The sequence below is a fragment of the Streptomyces sp. NPDC057939 genome, from assembly GCF_042887545.1.
In the GTDB taxonomy this organism is placed as follows: Bacteria; Actinomycetota; Actinomycetes; order Streptomycetales; family Streptomycetaceae; genus Streptomyces.
Genome location: NZ_JBHVPG010000007.1, coordinates 171528 through 191098, shown reverse-complemented (window position 1 = coordinate 191098; position 19571 = coordinate 171528). Strand labels below are relative to the sequence as shown.

19 protein-coding genes are annotated in these 19571 nt (G+C 72.4%); 15 read left to right on the top strand and 4 right to left on the bottom strand.

All coding sequences use genetic code 11. The annotated features are described in order from the left end of the window. Positions 1-160: 160 nt before the first annotated feature. Positions 161-910, bottom strand: a complete 750-nt coding sequence (locus tag ACFVS6_RS11445; RefSeq protein ID WP_389702820.1) for a GntR family transcriptional regulator — start codon at positions 908-910, stop codon at positions 161-163. A gap of 70 nt (positions 911-980) precedes the next feature. After that, complete coding sequence (locus tag ACFVS6_RS11440) at positions 981-1643, bottom strand: pyridoxamine 5'-phosphate oxidase family protein (protein ID WP_389702818.1); 663 nt, start codon at positions 1641-1643, stop codon at positions 981-983. A 243-nt stretch (positions 1644-1886) separates the two neighbouring features. Here ACFVS6_RS11440 and ACFVS6_RS11435 point away from each other — a divergent pair, with 243 nt between their 5' ends. Both ACFVS6_RS11435 and ACFVS6_RS11430 read left to right on the top strand, forming a co-directional pair. Next, on the top strand, positions 1887-3995 hold the full coding sequence (locus ACFVS6_RS11435; RefSeq protein WP_389702816.1) for a SpoIIE family protein phosphatase: 2109 nt from the start codon (positions 1887-1889) through the stop codon (positions 3993-3995). A 145-nt stretch (positions 3996-4140) separates the two neighbouring features. After that, positions 4141-4338, top strand: coding sequence for a hypothetical protein (locus ACFVS6_RS11430; protein ID WP_389702814.1), 198 nt, complete (start codon positions 4141-4143; stop codon positions 4336-4338). A 366-nt stretch (positions 4339-4704) separates the two neighbouring features. Here the strand turns inward: ACFVS6_RS11430 and ACFVS6_RS11425 are convergent, their stop codons facing one another. Further along, the gene (locus ACFVS6_RS11425) at positions 4705-5586 is read right to left on the bottom strand and encodes a helix-turn-helix domain-containing protein (RefSeq protein WP_389702812.1); all 882 of its coding nucleotides are present in this window, start codon (positions 5584-5586) and stop codon (positions 4705-4707) included. Between the two features lie 204 nt (positions 5587-5790). Here ACFVS6_RS11425 and ACFVS6_RS11420 point away from each other — a divergent pair, with 204 nt between their 5' ends. The 8 genes from ACFVS6_RS11420 (at position 5791) to mtnB (ending at position 12612) form a co-directional block, all read left to right on the top strand. Beyond that, complete coding sequence (locus ACFVS6_RS11420; RefSeq protein ID WP_389702810.1) at positions 5791-6555, top strand: SDR family oxidoreductase; 765 nt, start codon at positions 5791-5793, stop codon at positions 6553-6555. Positions 6556-7016: 461 nt separating this feature from the next. Next, a complete protein-coding gene (locus tag ACFVS6_RS11415) occupies positions 7017-7853 on the top strand; it encodes an SAM hydroxide adenosyltransferase (protein ID WP_389702808.1) in 837 nt (278 codons plus the stop codon). Between the two features lie 208 nt (positions 7854-8061). After that, a complete protein-coding gene (locus ACFVS6_RS11410; RefSeq protein ID WP_389702807.1) occupies positions 8062-8931 on the top strand; it encodes an ABC transporter substrate-binding protein in 870 nt (289 codons plus the stop codon). 10 nt (positions 8932-8941) lie between these two features. After that, positions 8942-9859 (top strand): amino acid ABC transporter permease, encoded by a 918-nt coding sequence (locus ACFVS6_RS11405; protein ID WP_389702805.1) that lies wholly within the window; start codon positions 8942-8944, stop codon positions 9857-9859. Then, positions 9856-10599, top strand: coding sequence for an amino acid ABC transporter ATP-binding protein (locus tag ACFVS6_RS11400; RefSeq protein ID WP_389702803.1), 744 nt, complete (start codon positions 9856-9858; stop codon positions 10597-10599). The genes ACFVS6_RS11405 and ACFVS6_RS11400 overlap by 4 nt, the downstream gene beginning before the upstream one ends. Positions 10600-10718: 119 nt before the next feature. Then, positions 10719-11303 carry an acireductone dioxygenase gene (locus tag ACFVS6_RS11395; protein ID WP_389702801.1) on the top strand — a complete coding sequence of 195 codons (585 nt, stop codon included), beginning with the start codon at positions 10719-10721 and terminating at the stop codon, positions 11301-11303. Next, complete coding sequence (mtnC, locus tag ACFVS6_RS11390) at positions 11300-12013, top strand: acireductone synthase (protein ID WP_389702799.1); 714 nt, start codon at positions 11300-11302, stop codon at positions 12011-12013. The genes ACFVS6_RS11395 and mtnC overlap by 4 nt, the downstream gene beginning before the upstream one ends. Next, positions 12010-12612 (top strand): methylthioribulose 1-phosphate dehydratase, encoded by a 603-nt coding sequence (gene mtnB, locus ACFVS6_RS11385; protein ID WP_389702798.1) that lies wholly within the window; start codon positions 12010-12012, stop codon positions 12610-12612. Before mtnC ends, mtnB begins: the two co-directional genes overlap by 4 nt. A 67-nt stretch (positions 12613-12679) precedes the next feature. On the opposite strand, the gene mtnA is transcribed toward mtnB, so the two are convergent. After that, positions 12680-13711, bottom strand: a complete 1032-nt coding sequence (mtnA, locus tag ACFVS6_RS11380) for an S-methyl-5-thioribose-1-phosphate isomerase (RefSeq protein WP_389702796.1) — start codon at positions 13709-13711, stop codon at positions 12680-12682. Positions 13712-14218: 507 nt separating this feature from the next. Between mtnA and ACFVS6_RS11375 the strand changes: the two genes are divergently transcribed. Genes ACFVS6_RS11375 through ACFVS6_RS11355 form a run of 5 tightly spaced genes read left to right on the top strand, consistent with a single transcriptional unit; the run spans position 14219 to position 19432 of the window. Further along, a complete protein-coding gene (locus ACFVS6_RS11375) occupies positions 14219-15271 on the top strand; it encodes a BMP family ABC transporter substrate-binding protein (protein ID WP_389702794.1) in 1053 nt (350 codons plus the stop codon). Then, positions 15252-16751 (top strand): ABC transporter ATP-binding protein, encoded by a 1500-nt coding sequence (locus ACFVS6_RS11370; protein ID WP_389702793.1) that lies wholly within the window; start codon positions 15252-15254, stop codon positions 16749-16751. The genes ACFVS6_RS11375 and ACFVS6_RS11370 overlap by 20 nt, the downstream gene beginning before the upstream one ends. A gap of 1 nt (position 16752) precedes the next feature. After that, positions 16753-17820 carry an ABC transporter permease gene (locus ACFVS6_RS11365; RefSeq protein ID WP_389702791.1) on the top strand — a complete coding sequence of 356 codons (1068 nt, stop codon included), beginning with the start codon at positions 16753-16755 and terminating at the stop codon, positions 17818-17820. Beyond that, entirely contained in the window at positions 17820-18686 is an 867-nt protein-coding gene (locus ACFVS6_RS11360; RefSeq protein ID WP_389702789.1) for an ABC transporter permease, read from the top strand. Before ACFVS6_RS11365 ends, ACFVS6_RS11360 begins: the two co-directional genes overlap by 1 nt. Continuing rightward, positions 18683-19432 (top strand): nucleoside phosphorylase, encoded by a 750-nt coding sequence (locus tag ACFVS6_RS11355; RefSeq protein ID WP_389702787.1) that lies wholly within the window; start codon positions 18683-18685, stop codon positions 19430-19432. Before ACFVS6_RS11360 ends, ACFVS6_RS11355 begins: the two co-directional genes overlap by 4 nt. Positions 19433-19571: the final 139 nt, after the last annotated feature.

Here is a 19571-nt window from a genome sequence, read left to right as displayed (position 1 = left end):
CGGAAGGATGCCGACCAAAGGCCCGGGCACACCGACTCCGCGTCGGGGCGGGTCGGGGGAGGGGCACGGTTCAGGGGCCGGGCCGGGCCTGTCGGGGCGGGGCCGGGGCCGGGGCGAGCGACGTGGCACGGGCAGTGCCGCAGCCCGGCGCGGCCGACCATCAACCGAGCGTGAGCCGTACCTCGTACCGGTCGGCCCGGTAACCCTCCCGGGTGTCGGCGCAGGGGATGCCGTCCGCGTCGAGCGACAGGCGGCGCGTGTTCAGGACGGGCGCGGCGCCGCTCAGGCCCAGCAGCCGCTTCTGCTCGGCGTCGGCGAGGGCCGCGCGCGCCGTGTAGCGCGCGCCGACGGGGACGTGTCCGGCGGCGGCCAGGATGCCGAAGAGGGACGCGGTCGTGAAGTCCGCCCCGGTGACGGCCGGGGCGACGGCCAGAGGGACGAGATCGTGGGTGACGCACACCGGCGCGCCGTCCAGGAACCGCAGCCTGCGCAACTCGAACAAGGGGTCCTTGGTGGCGAGCCGCAGGCGCTCGGCCTCCGCCGACGCGGCGGGACGGGTACGGGCGAGCAGCACCCGGGCGGTGACCGCGAACCCCAGGCTCCGGTTCGTCGGGCCGAAGCCGGCCAGGGCCGCGGTGTCCGCCGAGCGGCTGAAACCGACGTGCCGGACGTGCCAGCCGCGCCGCTCGGACGACTCGACCAGGCCGTCCTCCTCCAGCGCCTTGAGGGTGCGGCGCAACGTGGAACGGCTGATCCCGAGCTGCTCGCACAGGTGCCGCTCGGAGGGCAGCCGCTGCTCCGGCGCCAGGGCACCGGCCGCGATGGCGTGCGCCAAGGCCTGTTTGGCCAGGACGTACGGCGGGTGCGCGCCGTTCGGCGGGACGGGGTGGAACACGGGCTCCACGGACACGGGCGGCTCCCACTCTTCCGGGGTGGAACGCGGCCCGCGAGGGCCCGGGGGCGTACGGGGCCGCCGCGCCTCAGCGCTGCCGGCGGGTGCGGTCCAGGAGGGCCGCGTCGGGGGCCGGGAAACGCGTGCCGGTGATGGCGTCCGGCACGGGGGCCCCGGTGGTCGAGCCGAAGGGGATGAAGCCGGCCCAGGCCTCGACCGCGTCGTCCTTGGGTTCGTCCCGGGCGAAACCGCTGCGGGTCTTGACCGAGAACTCCTCGATCGGCAGCGTGAGGACCGCGGTGTACCGAGCCTCCTCGATGCTGGGGCGGCGGGCCGCGTGGGGACCGGACATCCGGCCCGGGACGACGCATTCCACGATGCGGGCCAGGGCGTCGGCGCGCTCCTCCACGTCCTCGATCCCGGTGGCCCGCCCGAAGACCATCACGGAGCGGTAGGCGGCCGAGTGGTGCGAGGCGGCCCGGCCGAGGATCAGGCCGTCGATCAGCGTCGCCGTGACGCAGATCGGGATGCCGGCCGCGGCGCTGCTCACGAAGCGCCCGTGGACCGAACCGTGCAGGAGGATCCGGTCGCCCTCGCGCGTGTGCAGGGTCGGAATGACCATCGGGCCGTCGTCGGTGCCGAAGCCGACGTGCACCGCGAGCGCTTCGTCCAGGATCGCGTAGGCGGCCTCCCGGTCGTGGCTGACGCGCTCCGGGTAGCGCTGGGCGGTGGTGCGTGCGGTGGGTGCCATGCGCGCCAATGTAAGGCGGGGAGCGTTTCCCGGGACCTCCCGAAACGCCGCGGCGGACGCCCGGTTCCTCGGCGCGCGGACGAAGCCGCCCCCACGGGCCGATGACGGGTCGGCCGGGGGCGGAGCGGCCCGCGTCCCGCACCGCCCCGCGTCCGGGTGCGGAGGCTGATCGAGCTACTTCCCGGCTGCGCGAAAGGCAGGTGGCGCGCCGGTCGTGCAGGCTGGGCCACGGAGGTGATCGGGATGACGCACGACGATCCGTCCCGGCGGGCGGGGCAAGGTGTCCCCGGGGACCTGGACCTGGCGGTGTTGGACGCCCTGTTCACCCAGTCGCCGGTGGGCCTGCACGTCCTGGACACGGACCTGAGGCTGGTACGGATCAACACCGCCACGCGCTCCATGCACCACGTTCCCGTGGAGGACCTGCTGGGGCGGCGCTTCGCCGAGGTCTTCACGGGACTGAACTCGCCCGGCGAGGTCACGGAGATGATCCGCGGGGTTCTTGAGACCGGAGTGCCGGTCCGGGAACGACTGGTGCGCACCCGGCTGGTGTCCGACCGGGGCCGGGAGCGGGCGCGCTCGGTGTCGGTGTTCCGCCTGAGCGACGACGAGGGCACGGTTCTGGGGGTGGCGGTCGCGGCCGTCGACGTCACCGAGGCGGAGGAGGCGCGCGCCCGGCTCCGGGTGCTGGACGCGGTGCGCGAGCGGGTGGGGCAGTCCCTCGACGCGATCACCACCTGCGAGGAGCTGGCGGAGACCCTCGTGGCGGCTTTCGCGGACGTCGCCGTGGTCGAGGTCGTGGAGGCGGTGGTCCGGGGCGAGGAACCCCCGGCGGGCCCGCTCGCGCAGGACGTGCCGTTGCGCCGCGCGGCGTTCCGGTCAGGTGGCGGCGGTCGGCAGGAGCAGGCCCATCCGGTGGGTGACGTGCGCAGTCTTCGCAATCCCACCCCCTACAGCCGCACGTTGACGGACCTGCACCCGCGGATCGTCGCCCTGGACGAGGACAGCCCGTGGCTCGGGACCGACCCGAGGAGGGCCGGCGCGATCCGAGCCTCCGGGGCCCACAGCCTGCTGGTGGCCCCGCTGGCCCTGCGCGGCAGCGTCCTGGGTCTGGTCAGCCTGTACCGCACGGCGGACTCGTCCCCCTTCAACGAGGGCGATCTCGGTCTCGTCCGCGAGGTGTGCGCCCACACCGCACTGTGCGTCGACAACGCCCGCCGCTTCACCCGCGAGCACACCATCGCCGCGACCGTCCAACGACATCTGCTGCCGCGCCACCCCGTGGGTCGGAGCACCGTCGACACGGCCCACCTGCACGTCCCGGCCGAGGGCGGGGGCGGCGGCTGGTTCGACGTGATCGCCCTGTCGGGCGCCCGCACCGCCCTCGTCGTCGGCAACGTCTCCGGACACGGCATCCACACCGCGACGACCATGGGCCAACTGCGCACGGTCGTCCACGCCCTGGCCGCCCTGGACCTGGAACCCGACGAGCTCCTGGCCCGCCTCGACGACACCGCGGGCTTCCTCGCCGCCGAACGCGCGGCCCAGGCCACGGGCCAACCCGCCCGCCTGCCACCGCTGTCCGCGAGCTGCCTCTACGGGGTGTACGACCCCTTCGAACGGACCTGGACGTTCGCCTGCGCGGGCCAGCCGACTCCGCCGGTGATCGTCCGTCCCGACGGGTCGGCCGAGGCCGCGGACCTCGCCGTCGGGCCGGTGCTGGGCGACGGCGGGGGCTGGCCCTTCGCCACCACGACCGTCGAACTCACCGAAGGCAGCACCCTCGCCCTCTACACGCCCGGACTGCTCAGGGCGGCCCCGGCCACCACCGATGACGTCCCCGACGTGCTCCGCGAGGTCCTAGCCCGCCCCGGCCCACCCCTCCAGGACCTGTGCGACAACGTCCTGTACGCGCTCGGGACCCGCGGCGGCGACGGTGACGCGGTCCTCCTGCTGGCCCGCACCCGGCCCCTCCCCGCAGACGGCGCGGCCACCTGGCTCCTGGCCGACGAACTCTCCGAGGCGGCCACCGCTCGCGGGCACGCACGCCGGACGCTCAAGAGCTGGGGAGTGGAGGACGACACCGCGGCCGCGACCGAACTGATCGTCAGCGAACTGGTCACCAACGCACTGCGCCACGGCAGCCCGCCCCTGCGGCTACGCCTCATCAAGGACCGCACCCTCACCTGCGAGGTCCACGACGCGAGCACCACGAGTCCGCACCTGCGCCACGCGCGCGCCGTGGACGAGGGCGGCCGGGGCCTGTTCATCGTCGCGCAGCTCGCCCAGCGGTGGGGCATCCGCTACACGGCCGCCGGCAAGACCGTGTGGACCGAGCAGGACCTTGCGTAACGACCCCGAGTACGACCATGGCGGAGGCGCCCTGGCAACGACACCCGGACCGGACGCGCGTTCGGCGTACCGGCGGGTGACCGCCCGTCGGACGGCGCCGGCGGAGGCATGTGTTCCAGGCCGGGCGGCCGGGCACACCGCTCCCATGAGCAGCCATGCCGCGGCCTTCCTGATCGTTCTGACCATGACCGTCGTCGGCTGGGGCTTGGTCTTCCTGCTGGCCCACCGGGAAACCACGGGCAAGCCCCGGTCGGGCGGCCGTCGCGACAGCGGGGGCGGCGACGCGGGCTGCGGCGGCGGGGGAGACGGCTGCGGAAGCGGCGGTGGGGGCTGCGGCGACTGAGCCCCGGCGCGGCGCCCCTGGGCGGAGCCGTTCCGGTGGTCCGCCCTCGGGTTCCGGGTCCGTACGCGCGCGGGCCCGCGCCCCTTCGGGGACCTTCGCGATCCGTTTCGGTACGGGTGCCTCCACGGGTGCCTCCACGGGTGCCTTCGCGAGCGCTTCCGTGTGCGTGTCGAGTCACAGGATCCATGCCCCATATGCGTAAATCTGTCAGGTCTGTCCGCCCGTCCCGCCGGGGAGCGGGGCGGCGTGCGTGCGTTCAGGAACCCATTCGGCACGAACCGGAGCAGTGCATGCCTCATCGTTGCCCGCGCCCGCCGCATGGGCAGGGTGGCCCGACGTCGTCGAGGCCGTGGGGCCGTCCCCGGTTCAGCCGCCCGACGGCCCTCGGGTCCGGTCCTCACGCAGCACCCCGGGCGTCAGGCCGGTCGTCCGTCGCAGCACGCGGGTGAGGTGGCTCTGGTCGGAGAACCCGTGCGCCACGGCGATGTCGGCGATGCTGTCGTCGCCGTGGAGCAGGGCGTTCTGGGCCCGCTCGACACGCTGCCGCAGCACGTACTGGTGCGGGCTCTCGCCCAGCGAAGCCCGGAACAGCCGGTTCAGGTGCGCGGTACTGACACCGGCGACCGTGGACAGCTCCTCCAGGGTGATGCGCCGGGCCAGGTGCAGGTGGATGTAGTCGCGCAGCTCCGCCAGGCGCCGGGCGGGCAGGCCACCCTCCCGCGGCCGTGGCTCGTCACCCTGGGCGCACCGCCGCAGCACGATCGCGGCTGCCGTCTGCACCAGGGACTCCACGTACAGCGGGTCGGCCGGTCCGGGCGCCTCGTACTCGGCGACCAGGCGCTGCACCAGCAAGGTCAACAGGGGGTCGGTGAAGTGGAAATCCGGCCGCAGGTCCGGCACGGCTCCGCCGCCGCGGGCCTGGGCCCCCAGCCACTGGGGGTCGATGGAGAGCAGCATCAGCTCGACGTCGTCCCGCCAGCGCGGCCGCGAGGCGTATCCGGCCGGGTTGACCAGGGCCTCCCCGGTGTGGAACCGGGCCCGGCGGGCGGCCCCGTCCGCGTTCCACGACAGGTCCGCGGGTGCCCCCGTGTGCACCACGAGCACGTGCGTGCGCGGCCCGGCGGCGGGCGGCGCGGTGTCCTCGCGGCCGGCGGCACGCTCCACGCCGCGTTCGACGACGGCGTGCCTCATGTCGTCCGCGCTGCTGCTGAGGACGTGCAGACCGGGCTTGATGAAGGAACCGACCACGTTCGCGATTCTCCCCGAAGCCCGCGGCGCGTGCTACCGCCGTCACGCTACGCGCCGGTACGGAACCGATGCGCGGATCGTCCAACCTTCCGCGCGGATCGTCCAAGAACTTCCCCTCGGGCCCGGCGCATGCTGCTGAACGCGGGTGCGCCCCCTCACACGGCCCGCGGGGCACACCCACCCCTGCTCTCAAAGGAGACAGCCATGGTGAACACCCCTGACAAGACGCTCAACGGGAAGGTCGCCTTCGTCGGCGGCGCGTCCCGCAATCTCGGCGGGTTGATCAGCAGCACGCTCGGCGCCGAGGGCGCCAAGGTCGCCGTCCACTACAACAGCGACTCCTCGCGGGCCAAGGCCGAGGACGTGGTCGCGCAGATCAACGCCGGCCCCGGCGAGGCGTTCGCGATCCAGGGCGACCTCACCCGCGTATCCGAGGTCGAGCGGGTCTTCGACGAGGTCCTGAGCCGGTTCGGAAAGTTGGACTACAGCGTCAACACGGCCGGCATGGTCCTCAAGAAGCCCCTCACCCAGATCACGGAGGAGGAGTACGACCAGATGTTCGCGGTCAACTCCAAGGCCGCGTTCTTCGTGATGCGCGAGGCCGCCCGCCGCATGGAGGACGGCGGCAAGATCATCACCATCGTCACCTCGCTGCTGGCCGCCTACACCGGCCTGTACTCCTCGTACGCGGGCAGCAAGGCCCCCGTCGAGCACTTCACCCGCGCCCTGTCCAAGGAGCTGTTCGGTCGGAACATCTCCGTCAACAACATCGCGCCCGGACCGATGGACACCTCGTTCTTCTACCCCGCCGAGGACGACGACTCCGTCGCCTACCACAAGTCCTCGGCGATGAACGGCGACCTGACGAAGATCGAGGACATCGTGCCGTGGGTCCGGCACATGCTCACCGAGGGCTGGTGGGCCAACGGCCAGACCCTGTTCCTCAACGGCGGCTACACCACCCGCTGACCCCGGGCCGCCCCACCCCGCCCACCCGGTGCGGGCGCCGTCACGGCGTTCCGCACCGGGTGGGCACTTCCGTACCGGGCCCGGCGGACCGGCGACAGCCGATCCGGACGCGTCCCGCGGGCCCTGAATTCCCGGTCCTGTCCCCCGGTCCTGTCCGGGGGTCGTCCACGGAATGGATGGTTGTCACCGACACTCCCGGCGACTGCTACAGTCCCGTCCATGCAGCTCACCAACCTCGCCATGATGCGAATGATGCCCCGCAATTCGGAGGCGCTTCGCTAGCGAAGTCGTGCGCGCACAGATGCGACGGACCCTCCGGAAACGGAGGGTCCTTTTTTGTTGCCCCGACCCGCTCGCCCGCCCCGGCCATCGCCCGATCCGGGTCGGTGAATTCCCCCGGATTTCCTCCTCGACATTCCAGCACCCGCCCACTCTCAGCCGACAGGAGCGAGAGACCTGCCATGACCGACCTTCCCGTCGTAGCCCTGACCGACTGTGCCGATTCCAACGCGCTGGCCCGCCAGTCCGCCAGGATCGCCACCCTCTTCGGTGCCACTCCGACCGTCCTGCCGATCAGCGGGCCGGACCCGGAGGGCGCCGCCGCACTCACCCTGCTCGACCTGCTCCGCTCCACGGACCTGACCGGCGGCCCGACCAGGCCCGTCGTCGTCCTGGTCAACATCGCCCCGCGGGACGGGCACTGGCCCAACGGCGTGCCGTTCTGCTACTTCCGGCACGGGCAGCACCTGGTCATCAGCACCGCGAGCCCACGGGTCCTCGCCCCGCTGGCCGGCTACCTGGGACTGGACGAGGTGCAGGTCACCGACGTCCGCGAGGTGGTGGAAGCCGCGGCCGCCGGTTGGGCGGAGCTGACGACGGCCGAGGTCGAGGAGATCGTGCGGACCCAGTTCCGCAGCCTCTGGTACGTCCCCCTGCTGGCCCGGTGGCTGGCGGACGGCCGCCCCGTGCCCTCGCTGCCCCTCGCGGTGCGCCCGTCCGACGAGCAGCCCGTGCGGGTCGCCGTCGTGGACAACTTCGGCAACTGCAAACTCGACCGGCCGGCCGTGGAGCTGCCCGGCTACGACGGGACCGAGGGGCTGACCGTTCGGAGCCGGCACGACGGCCGTCGCGTCCGGGTGCGTTGTTACGACCGGCTGCCCGACGTACCGCTCGGCGAGCCCGGAATCACCATCGGGAGTTCCGGGATCGGCTTTGCCGAGCTGGTGGTCCGCGGCGGTTCGGCAGCCGAACTGTTCGGCTTGAGCCAGGGCGACCAGGTATTCCATCTCACCATCTGACATGTTATCAGCGCGTTACCCTGCGGCGTCCATTGAGATTGACACCGCGCTCCACCAACCGGAATGCTGAAACACATGTCCGGAACACTTCTGCTGGTACGCCGCCGCCACGTGGACAACGTGCGCTGCGCCGCCGATCTCTGTCGCTGAACGCACGGCGTCGGCCCGTTCGTGTACCTCTTTTTCGGACTCTTCGAAGGACCACCCCATGTCCCGTACCCGCATAGCCCTTTCGGCTTCCGCCGTCGCCGTGGCGCTGACGATCGCCGCCTGCGCCCCCCAGCCGGAGAGCCCCGCCGGGGCGACCGGCTCCGCCGGCCCCGACTGCACGACCGCAAGCCCCGGCCTGCACAAGAGCGGGCAGTTGACCGTCGCGACCGACTCCCCGGCGTACGCGCCCTGGTTCGACAGCAACACCCCGGCCAACGGGAAGGGCTTCGAAAGCGCCGTCGCCTACGCGGTGGCCGGGAGACTCGGCTTCGGCCGGGAGCAGGTGAAATGGGTCGTCGAACCGTTCGCCCACTCCTACGCCCCCGGCGCGAAGAACTTCGACTTCGACATCAACCAGATCTCCATCACCCCGCAGCGCGCGCAGGCGGTGGACTTCTCCACCAGCTACTACACCGCCGACCAGGCCGTGCTCACCCTGGACAACTCCCCCTTCGCGAAGGCCACGTCGCTGACCGCGCTCAAGGAGGCCAGGATCGGCGTGCAGGTCGCCACCACCAGTTACCAGGCCGTGCTCGACCAGTTGAAGCCCTCGCGCGGACCGAGCGTGTTCAACACCACCAACGACGAGCTCAACGCCCTGAAGAACGGTCAGATCGACGCGATCGTCACCGATCTGCCGACCGTGTTCTACCTGGCCGGCGCAGAGCTGAACAACGCGAAGATCGTCGGTCAGTTCGGCTATGCGGGCGGCACGCCCGAGGAGTTCGGTCTGCTCCTGCCCAAGGGCAGCAAGTACACCACCTGCGTCAACCAGGCCCTGAACGCGCTCAAGGCCGACGGCACCATCGCCAAGCTCACCGAGCAATGGCTGTCCGCCTCGGCGAACGTCCCCGAGCTGAAGCCGTAGCGGGTCGACCGTGGACCTCGAAAAGCTCGAAGAGCTCGACAAGACGGACGCGCCGCACCGGTCGGCGCCGCCCCCGGACGACCACCACCAACCGAGCGCCCACGAGCAGGAGCGGGAGCGCTTCCGCCGCTCCCGCAAGCGGCGGCACACCTGGACGGCGGCCCTGTGCACACTGCTCGCGCTGGCGGTGGTGGCCACGGCCGCGGTCGCCTCGCCGGGCTGGGAACGCGTCCGCAGCCTGTTCCTGGACGGCGCCGAGTTCCGGGATGCCTTCCCCGAACTCCTGCGCGCCTTCTGGCTGAACATCCAGATGTTCCTCGTCGCCGAGGTACTGATCCTGGTCCTGGGACTGCTCATCGCCCTCGTCAGGACGTCCCGTGCCCCGGGCCTGCAACCGCTGAGACTGGCCGCGACCGTCTACGTGGACGTCTTCCGCGGGGTGCCCACCCTGCTGCTGGTCTTCCTCATAGGCTTCGGGCTGCCGGCCCTGCGACTCCAGGGCACCCCCTCCGATCCCTGGGTGCTCGGAGTGATCGCCCTGGTCCTCTCCTACAGCGCCTACGTCGGCGAAGTGCTGCGCGCCGGCCTGAACTCCGTCCACCCTGCGCAGCGCAACGCCGCACGGGCCCTGGGGCTCAACGAACGCCAGACCATGCGGCACGTGGTACTGCCCCAGGCCGTGCGCAACGTACTCCCGCCCCTGCTCAACGACTTCATCGCACTGCAGAAGGACACCGCGCTGGTCGCCGTCCTCGGTCCGCTCGAAGTACTGAGGGCGGCGCAGATCAAGGCGGACTACGACTTCAACTACACCCCGTACCTGGGAGCGGCCCTCTTGTTCATCGCGGTGACCATTCCCTTGACCCGCTTCGCCGACCGGCTCCAGCGCCGCGCGGCGCGGCGCACCTGGGCGGAGGCGACCCGATGAGCGTCCCCCTGCTGCGGATCCGCGGCGTACGCAAGTCGTACGGGTCGCGCGTGGTCCTCCGTTCGATCGACCTGGACGTCGCCGAGCACCAGGTCGTCTGCCTCATCGGGGGCTCGGGCTCGGGTAAGTCCACCCTGCTGCGCTGCGTGGACCTGCTGGAGGTCGTGGACGACGGGACCGTCCACCTGGGCGAGAGCGAACTGACGGATCCCCGCCTGGATCCCGACGTCGCCCGTCGACGGATCGGGATCGTCTTCCAGGCGTACAACCTGTTCCCGCACCTGAGCGTGCTGGACAACATCACGCTCGCGCCGCGCCGGGTGCACGGAGTACCCCGCAAGCGGGCCGAGGAGTCGGCCCGCGAGCTCCTGGCCCGGCTCGGACTCGCCGACAAGGCGCACGAGCACCCCGACCGGCTGTCCGGCGGTCAGCAGCAGCGCGCCGCCATCGCCCGCGCACTGGCCACGGAACCCGAACTGCTCCTCTTCGACGAGATCACGTCGGCGCTCGACCCGGAACTGGTCGGAGAGGTCCTCGACGTGGTCGCCGACCTCAAGCTGCGGGGCCTGACCATCCTGATGGCAACGCACGAGATGGGATTCGCCCGGCACGTCGCGGACCGGGTGTGCTTCCTGGAGGGCGGCGTGATCGTCGAACAGGGCACCGCGGAGGAGGTGTTCACCGCGCCACGGGAGCAGGCCACCCAGCGTTTCCTCGCCCGGGTGCTCGACCGCTCCTAGACGGTCCGTGGCGGCCGCCATACGGCCGCCACGCCGCGGCAACAAAGGGCGGCGAGAATCAGGCCCGGGTCAGGGTCCGCACGCCCGCCCCCCCTTCCCGTCCCACCCTGGAGCATTCCGTGACGCTGCTGACGACCTGGCCGGAGAGCGGCCCCGAGACCGTCGTGCGCCGCACCTCCGACCCCGCCGAGATCGCGGCCGCACTGGCGCCGATCGGGGTCCGTTACGAGCGTTGGCCGGTCCGTGAGGACGTACCGGCGGACGCCGTCGGCGACGCCGTCCTCACCGCCTACCGGGCCGAGATCGACCGCTTGACCTCGGCGGAGGGATTCGCCACCGTCGACGTGGTCGCGCTGCACCCCGGCGACGACCCCGGTTTCGCCGAGACGGCGAAGGTCGCGAGGGCGAAGTTCCTGGAGGAGCACACGCACGATGACGACGACGAGGTGCGCTTCTTCGTCGCCGGCTCCGGCATCTTCTACCTGCACGTGGGCGGCGAGGTCCACGCGGTGCTGTGCGAGCGGGGCGACCTCCTGGGTGTGCCGAAGGGCACCACGCACTGGTTCGACATGGGCACCCGGCCCGCCTTCACCGCCATCCGCTTCTTCCACGAGGAGGACGGCTGGATCGGCACCTTCACCGGCAGCGGCCTCTCCCACCGCTTCCCCGACTTCGACACGATCACCGCGGAGCACGCGGCGTGAGCGACACCGTGGACGCCGTCGTACTGGACATCGAGGGCACCACGAGTGCCACCGGCTTCGTCGTCGACGTGCTGTACCCGTACGCGCGCGAACGGTTCGGCGCACTGCTCGCCGAGCGGGCCGGGGAACCGGCGGTGGCCCGTGCCCTCGCCCAGGTACGGGCGGAACTGGGGGAACCGGACGCCGGCCCGGCCCGGATCGAGCAGACCCTGAACGCCTGGCTCGACGAGGACCGCAAGGCCACCCCGCTGAAGACCCTCCAGGGCGTGCTGTGGGCCGAGGGGTTCGCGCGCGGTGAGCTCGTCTCGCACTTCTTCGGCGACGTGGTGCCCGCGCTGCGGCGCTGGCGTGCCGAGGGCGTGCGGCTGTACGTGTACTCGTCGGGGTCGGTCGCCGCGCAGCGGGCGTGGTTCGGGCACAGCCCCGAGGGGGATCTGCGCGAGCTCGTCACGGGCTGGTACGACACCGAGAACGCGGGACCGAAGCAGGAGCCCGGATCCTTCCGCGCCATCGCCGCGGACACGGGCATCGCACCCGACCGGCTGTTGTTCCTCTCCGACCGCGGGAGCGAACTCGACGCCGCCCGGGCGGCGGGCTGGCGGGTGGTGGGCGTGCGACGGCCGGGGGAGCCGTACTACGAAGAGGGTTCGCGGGGCCACGTACGGGCCGGGACCTTCGAGGACATCGAAGTGGTGGGGAGCGGAGCATGACGACGGTGGGCCACGACCTGGAGCGGGCGGGCGCGGTGCTGGCGGCCGAGGCGGCACGATTCGCCTCCTTCGGCTGGATGCGCGGTACCTCCGGCAACCTCTCGGTCCTCCTCTCCCGGGATCCGTTCCGGCTGGCCGTGACGGCGAGCGGCCACGACAAGGGCGAGCTGACCCCGGCCGACGTGGTGCTGGTGGACGAGCGGGGCGCGGCGGTGGGCGGCGGCAGGCCGTCCGCCGAAGCCGAACTGCACGCGCGGGTGGCACGCCTGACCGGCGCGAACGCGGTGGTGCACGTGCACACGGTCGCCTCCGTGCTCATGGGACGCAGGCGACCGGGCGGCATCGTCCTGAAGGACCTGGAGATGCTCAAGGGCGTCGGCCATCCGGCGGAAGGCGCGGAGATCACCCTGCCCGTCATCGAGAACAGCCAGGACATGAGGGTGCTCGGGGACCGCCTGGAGGCCGCCCGGGACCCGCGGATGCCCGCGGTGGTCGTCGCGGGACACGGCCTGTACGCGTGGGGCGATTCGCCGCGGCAGGCACGCCACCACACCGAGATCGTGGAATGGCTCCTCGAACTGGAGCTGGCCACGGGCTGATACGCCCAGCGGTCCGTCGCGCGGAGGGCGCCCCCACCCGGGGGCGCCCCCTTCGGCGTATCCCGGATCAGGCAAGGTGTTCCGAGGGCAGTTCGCCCGCCGACACCTCCAGTACGCCCCGCTCGGTGACCAGCGCCGTCACCAGGCTGCCCGGCGTCACGTCGAAGGCCGGGTTGTGGCCACGGGAGGCGGCCGGCGCGGTGCGTATGCCCGCCCACTCCAACACCTCCTCCTCGCCCCTGAGTTCGATGGTGATGTCCTCGCCGCTCGCGGTCGCCAGGTCCACCGTCGTGGTCGGGGCTGCGACGATGAAGGGGATGCCGGCATGGGCGCATGCCAGCGCGATGGCGACCGTGCCGACCTTGTTCGCGGTGTCGCCGTTCGCGGCGATCCGGTCGGCGCCCACCACCGCGACGTCGACCTCCCGACGCAGAATGGTCCCGGCCGCCGCGCCGTCGGCCTGGACGTAGTGCGCGATGCCCTCCTCGGCCAGTTCCCAGGCGGTCAACCTGGATCCCTGCAGGAGCGGTCGCGTCTCGTCGGCGTACACCGTCTCCAGCCGCCCGCGGGCGTGGAGTTCACGGATCACGCCGAGCGCCGTGCCCCAGCCCGCGGTGGCGAGGGCGCCGGTGTTGCAGTGGGTCAGGACGCGCAGCTGCCGGTCCTCGCCCTGCCGCTTCAGCAGCCAGTCCGCGCCGTGCCCGCCCAGCGCGTGATTGGCCTCCACGTCCTCGCGCTGCACGGCGGCGGCCTCGGCCAGGACCGCCGTCACGCCTTCGTCCAGCCGCGCCAGCACCCGGTCCACGGACACGGCGAGGTTCACCGCGGTCGGCCGGGCCGCCCGGACCCGGGCGACCTCCTCGCGTATCCGCGTACGGTCCCAGCCCTCGCGCTCGCCCTGCAACAGGGCGAGGGCCACGCCGTACGCCCCGGCCGCCCCGATCGCCGGGGCACCGCGCACCACGAGCCGCCGGATGGCGTCCACCAGCGCGTCCACGTCCGCGACCCGCAGCACCTCCTTCCGGTGGGGCAGGGCGGTCTGGTCGATCAGCGCGAGGCCGTCACCGACCCACTCGACGGCACGCAGTTCCCGGGTCATGGCAGTGCACTCCAAAGGCTGGAAAGGAACAGGGGGGAGGGGTGCGCGCCACCGTACAGGAGCCCGGGGAACCACAGTTCGAGACGGAGGGCCGGTCACACCAACCCCAGTGCTACTCTCCTGCCTCAACAATCTGTTGCAGGAAAAGCCGAGGGGAGAGCGCACACATGCTGCTGACCATGCGCCGCTACCTCGACTACGGCCGGTGCGCCAGCGACGCCTGTCGCGGCTGAGCGCACCCTCGCCCGGCGCCCGACGAGCCCCTTCGCGACTCGTCTGATTTCACGCCGATTTCACGTGTCCCGCATGCCGTTCGCCTCCGAGCGGCCGCCTGTTTCGCGTGCCCCCGTACCCCCGTGCCCCCGTGCCCCCGTACCCCCGTACCCCCGTACCCCCGTACCCCCGTACCCCCGTACGTCCGTACTCCCTCGCACCGGTACCCCGTGCCCGTGCGCCCCCGTACGTCCGTAAGCCCGTACGCCCGTACCGTCCTGGAAGGTCACCTCCATGTCCCGGAGATCCCGTACCCGCGCCCTTCGACTCGCCGCCACCGTCGCGGGAGCGGCCCTGCTCGCCACCGGCTGCAACGCCGCGGCGGCGAAGAAGGAAGGGGAGGGCGGCAAGAACGCCGGCCCGGTGTTCACGCTCGTCACCCCGGACGCGGTGGGGCAGAACGAGTTCCTCAAGCTCTCCGTGGCCGGTGTGAAGGCCGCGGCCAAGGCGCACGCGGGCAGCTCCAAGGTGTTCGAGTCCACCGACGCCGCCACCCGGCAGCAGAACGTCCAGGCCGCGGTCGACGCCCAGCCGGAGGTGATCGTCCTGGTCGGCTTCGAATTCGCCGACCTGGTCGCCCAGCAGGCCGAGGCCCGACCGGGCCAGCGGTTCCTGGTGGTCGACGCCTGCACCAAGCAGACGTTCCCCAACGTGAGTTGCGCCGTCTTCCGGGAGCACGAAGGGGTCTTCCTGGCCGGAGCCGAGGCCGGACTGCTGACCAGGAGCGGCAAGGTCGGGGCGGTGGACGTGCTCGACACGCCCCAGTTCCGCCGCTACAGCGAGCCGTTCGCGGCCGGGGCGAAGAAGACCGCGCCCGCGAGCGAGGCGAGCACCCGCTTCGTCGGTGGCCAGTCGCCCTTCAACGACTCGGCCCGCGCCAAGGAACAGGCGAGCTCCCTGATCACGGGCGGGACGGACCAGCTGATGGCGGCCGCCGCCGCCGGCAACTACGGGGTCTTCGAGGCGGCGAAGGCCAAGGGCGCCTTCGCCTACGGCGTGGACGTCAACCAGTGCGCGTCGGCGCCCGGCACCGTCGTCGACAACGTGATCAAGAAGACCGACGTCGTCGTGGAGAAGGGCATCGAGCAGGTGATCGGCGGCAAGGGCGGCCAGAGCGTCTCCTACGGGCTCAAGGAGGGCGGCATCAGCCTGACCGGCCTGGAGCAGGGCGTCGCCGACTCCCAGTGCGTCATCGCCCGGCACGCCCCGGTCCTCGACCGGGTCAAGCAGCTGCGCGACCAGATCGTCTCCGGGGAGCTGAAGGTCGATGACCCCGCCGCCAAGTAGTCGCGCGGGGACGGCCGTCGAACTGTCGGGCATCACCAAGCGCTACCCCGGAACCCTGGCCAACGACGCGGTCGACCTCAGCGTCCGACACGGCGAGATCCACGCCCTGATGGGGGAGAACGGCGCCGGAAAGTCCACCCTCATGTCCGTCCTGTACGGGACGGAGCGGCCGGACGCGGGCACGATCCGCGTGGACGGCCGCGAGGTGAACTTCTCCGGCCCGGCCGACGCGATCGCCGCCGGGCTCGGCATGGTCCACCAGGACTTCCGGCTGTTCGACTCGCTCACCGTCGCCGAGAACGTCGTCCTCCGCGCCGAGCCGCGCCGGTTCGGCCTCCTCGACCGTGCCGCCGCGCGCCGCCGGGTCGGCGAACTCGCCGAGGAGCACGGGCTGCCGGTGGACCCGGACGCCAGGGTCGCGACCCTGCCCGTCGGGGTGCGGCAGCGGGTGGAGATCCTCAAACTGCTGTACCGCGGGGCCCGCGTGCTGATCCTCGACGAGCCGACCGCCGTCCTCACCCCCGACGAGGCCGGCAGGCTCTTCACCGTCCTGAAGTCACTTGCGGATCAGGGGCGTTCGGTGATCCTCGTCACCCACAAGCTGAACGAAGTGCTGGAGGGGACCGACAACGTCACGGTGCTGCGAGACGGGCGGGTCACCGCCCGGCTGCGCACCTCCGACACCACGGCGGCCGAGATCGCCGAGGCGATGACCGGACGCCGGGTCGAGCTCGAACGGGTCCACCCGACCGGCGCCCCCGGCGAGGTGGTGCTGTCCGTGTCCGGGGTGCGCGGAGTGGACCTGACCGTGCGGGCCGGAGAGATCGTCGGGATCGCCGGCGTCGCGGGCAACGGCCAGAGCGAGCTCATCGAGGCACTCGCCGGGTTGCGCCCCGTCGACACAGGCCGCGTCGAGCTCGCGGGCCGCGACATCACCCACGCCTCGCCGGCCGCGCGCCGCGAGGCGGGCCTCGCCCACGTACCGGAGGACCGGGCGGCGGTGGGCACCGCGCCCGCAGCCTCCGTCGCGGAGAACCTGGCGATGGGCCACCACCGGCGACGGCTCGCCACCAGGCGCGGACTGCTGCACCCCAAATCCCTGCGCGCGCACGGCCGCGCCCTGATCGAAGGCTTCGGCATCAAGGCACCCTCACCCGACGCCCCCGCGGGCACCCTGTCCGGCGGCAACCTGCAGAAGCTGGTCGTCGGCCGCGAACTCGCCCACGAGGCACCACTGTTGCTGGTGGAACAACCCACTCGCGGGGTGGACATCGGCGCGGTCCGCCACATCCACGACCAGCTGATCGCCCACCGCGACGCGGGCCACGCGGTCCTCCTCGTCTCGGCCGAACTCAGCGAGATCCGCGGCCTGTCGGACCGGATCCTGGTGATGTACGAGGGCCGGATCTCGGCCTCCTACACCCGCGACGACGCCGACGAACACACCCTGGGTCTCGCCCTGGCAGGGGCGAAGACCTGACATGACCACCTCGACCACACCCCGTGCGCACGTCTCCGTACTGTGCTCTCCCGTCCTCTTCTCCGTCGTCGCCGCCCTCCTCATCGGGGCGCTCCTCCTGGCCGCCGCCGGGGCGGACCCGCTCACCGCGTACGGGGCCGTCCTGAGCGGTTCCCTCGGCCCCGACGGGCTCGCCGCGACCTTGACCACCGGCACCAGCGTCCTCGGCATGGCCCTCGCGCTGGCCGTGCCGCTGCGCGCCCGCCTCATCAACCTGGGCGGCGACGGTCAACTCGTCCTCGGCGGCCTCGCCGCAACGGTCACCGGCCTCCACGCACCGCTGCCCGCCCCCCTCGCCGTCGCCGCGGCACTCCTCGCGGGCATGGCGGCCGGAGCCGCGTACGCCGTACTCGCCGCGGTGTGCGAGACCCGCCTCGGGGTACCGCTGCTGGTGAGCAGCCTGCTCCTGTCCTACCCCGCGGTCTCCCTCGCCTCCTACCTGGCGCGGTATCCGCTGAAGGAGCCGGGCTCCAGCCTGCCGCAGACCCGGCGGCTCCCCGAAGGCGTGGCCCTGCCCGCGTTCGGGTCGACCACGGTCACCGTCGGCCTGCTCCTCGTGGCCGTCGTGGCCTTCGTGTACGCCTTCGCCGATACGCGGACCAGCACCGGCTACGAGGTTCGGATGACCGGCCTGAACCCACGGTTCGCCGCATACGCGGGCGTGGACCGGACGCGGCTGACCCTGCGCCTGATGGGCACCTCGGGCGCCATCGCCGGCCTGGTGGGGGCCATCGGGGTGCTCAGCTTCCCCCACCGCTTCCTCGACGGAGCGCTCACCGCACCCGGCTACACCTGGACCGGGCTCACGGCGGCACTGCTCGCCGCGGCCGCACCGATCGGCACGGTGCTCGCCGCGCTCTTCTTCACCGTCCTGCAAGTCGGTGGCCTGAGCATGGAGCGGGTCACCGAGGTGCCGCGCGAGCTCACGCAGGTGTTGCAGGCCCTCGTCATCGTCCTCCTCGCCTCCAAGCTGCGGATGGCGTGGCCCCGACCGCGCCGGCGGGCGCACGAAGACGGGAAGGCCGCCTGATGTCCCTCGAAGCCGACCTCCTCCTCTCGGTGCTCCGCGCGCTCACCCCGATCCTGCTCGCCGCGCTCGGCGGGGCGATCTGCGAACGGGCCGGCGTCTTCAACATCGGCCTCGAAGGCATGATGTTGATCGGCTGCTTCAGCGCCGTCACCACGAGCTGGTTCACCGGCAGCCCGTGGCTCGGAGTACTCGCGGCAGCGCTCGCCGCCGCCGCGTACTCCCTGATCCTGGCCGTCGGCGCGGTCACACTGCGCGGAGACGCGGTGGTGCTCGGCGTGGCCATGAACCTCCTCGCCGTCGGCCTCACCGGCTTCCTGCTGCGCACGGTCTTCGGCGTACGCGGCACCTTCGACGACCCCCTGCTGGCCGGACTCCCGCTGATCGGCGGACAGTCACCACTGACCTACCTCTCCTGGGCCGCCGTCGCCCTCGCCGCCCTCACCCTGTCCCGCCACGTGTGGGGGCTGCGGCTACGCGGGGTCGGCGAGGCTCCGGACGCCGCGGCGGCCCTGGGAGTGAGCCCCACCAAGTACCGCTACGGCGCCGTGCTGGCCTCCGGGACGCTGTGCGGCCTGGGCGGCGCCCAACTGGCCCTCGGCAACGTCACCTTGTTCTCCGAGAACATGACCGCCGGCCGCGGCTGGATCGCGGTGGTCGCGGTCATGCTCGGCCGCGCCCTGCCCCTCGGCGTGCTGCTCGCGGCCCTGCTGTTCGCCGCCGCCGAAGCGGTCGGCTTCCGGCTCCAGGGACTCGGCCTCCCGCAGCAGGCCACGGACGCCGCGCCGTACGCCGTCACCCTCGTGGCCCTCTTCGTCACCACGGCGCGCCGCCGCCGTGCCACCCGTACCACTGGAGTCGTCGTATGACACAGGAACCGCTGCCCCTCACCCGCATCCCGCGCGCCGGCCTGCCCGCCCGTGCGCTCGTCGTCGGCGACCCGGCGCGCGCCGAAGCCGTCGCGGCACGGCTCGACGGCGCCGAGGAGGTCTCCCACCACCGCGAATACCGCCTCTTCACCGGCACGTGGCGGGGACTCCCGATCGCGGTCGCCTCCCACGGGGTCGGCGCCCCCGGGGCGATCCTGCTCTTCCAGGAGCTGGCGGAAGCGGGTGTGCGCACCCTCATCAGACTGGGCACGGCAGGTGCCATCCGGCCGGGCCTGGCAGACGGCGACCTCGTGATCGCGGAGGCGGCGGTACGCGACGACGGGGTGACCGGGCAACTGCTGCCGCCGGAGTATCCCGCGGTCGCCACGCCGGAGGCGGTACTGGCGCTCCAGCAGGCGGCCCGCGCGGCGGGCGTACGCCACCATCGGGGCATCGTCTGGACGCGCGCCGCCTTCCAACCCGGGCTCATCCCCCTCCCGGCCTACGGCAAGGCCGGTGTCGCCGCGATCGAGATGGAGCTGTCCGCACTGCTGGTGACGGCCTCGCTGCGCGGGCTGATCGCGGGGGGAGTACTGGTGCTGGACGGCGCGAACGCCGACGACCTCGTCGACGAGGAGGCGACCGGCGGCTACAACCCGCACCGCGAGGTCGTCGCGGACGGGATCGGGTCGGCCGCCACCGTCGCCCTGGAGGCGCTGCGGATCCTGGTGGCGGACGAGGGGTGATTGCCGCGGACGACGTATGAGTACGGGCCCGTCGCCCCGGAACGCCACGGCCCACAGCGTGGGCGGGGGCGTTGAGTGCCCGGGCCCGCTGCGTGCGCGGGTGCCTCCGCACTGCCGTGTTCGCGGCCGGGTTACGCTC

Coding starts and splice junctions, on each gene's coding strand:
- ACFVS6_RS11440 (WP_389702818.1), bottom strand. CDS start 1,643: ATGGCACCCACCGCACGCACCACCGCCCAGCGCTACCCGGAGCGCGTC.
- ACFVS6_RS11435 (WP_389702816.1), top strand. CDS start 1,887: ATGACGCACGACGATCCGTCCCGGCGGGCGGGGCAAGGTGTCCCCGGG.
- ACFVS6_RS11430 (WP_389702814.1), top strand. CDS start 4,141: ATGAGCAGCCATGCCGCGGCCTTCCTGATCGTTCTGACCATGACCGTC.
- ACFVS6_RS11420 (WP_389702810.1), top strand. CDS start 5,791: ATGGTGAACACCCCTGACAAGACGCTCAACGGGAAGGTCGCCTTCGTC.
- ACFVS6_RS11415 (WP_389702808.1), top strand. CDS start 7,017: ATGACCGACCTTCCCGTCGTAGCCCTGACCGACTGTGCCGATTCCAAC.
- ACFVS6_RS11410 (WP_389702807.1), top strand. CDS start 8,062: ATGTCCCGTACCCGCATAGCCCTTTCGGCTTCCGCCGTCGCCGTGGCG.
- ACFVS6_RS11400 (WP_389702803.1), top strand. CDS start 9,856: ATGAGCGTCCCCCTGCTGCGGATCCGCGGCGTACGCAAGTCGTACGGG.
- mtnB (WP_389702798.1), top strand. CDS start 12,010: ATGACGACGGTGGGCCACGACCTGGAGCGGGCGGGCGCGGTGCTGGCG.
- mtnA (WP_389702796.1), bottom strand. CDS start 13,711: ATGACCCGGGAACTGCGTGCCGTCGAGTGGGTCGGTGACGGCCTCGCG.
- ACFVS6_RS11375 (WP_389702794.1), top strand. CDS start 14,219: ATGTCCCGGAGATCCCGTACCCGCGCCCTTCGACTCGCCGCCACCGTC.
- ACFVS6_RS11370 (WP_389702793.1), top strand. CDS start 15,252: ATGACCCCGCCGCCAAGTAGTCGCGCGGGGACGGCCGTCGAACTGTCG.
- ACFVS6_RS11365 (WP_389702791.1), top strand. CDS start 16,753: ATGACCACCTCGACCACACCCCGTGCGCACGTCTCCGTACTGTGCTCT.
- ACFVS6_RS11360 (WP_389702789.1), top strand. CDS start 17,820: ATGTCCCTCGAAGCCGACCTCCTCCTCTCGGTGCTCCGCGCGCTCACC.
- ACFVS6_RS11355 (WP_389702787.1), top strand. CDS start 18,683: ATGACACAGGAACCGCTGCCCCTCACCCGCATCCCGCGCGCCGGCCTG.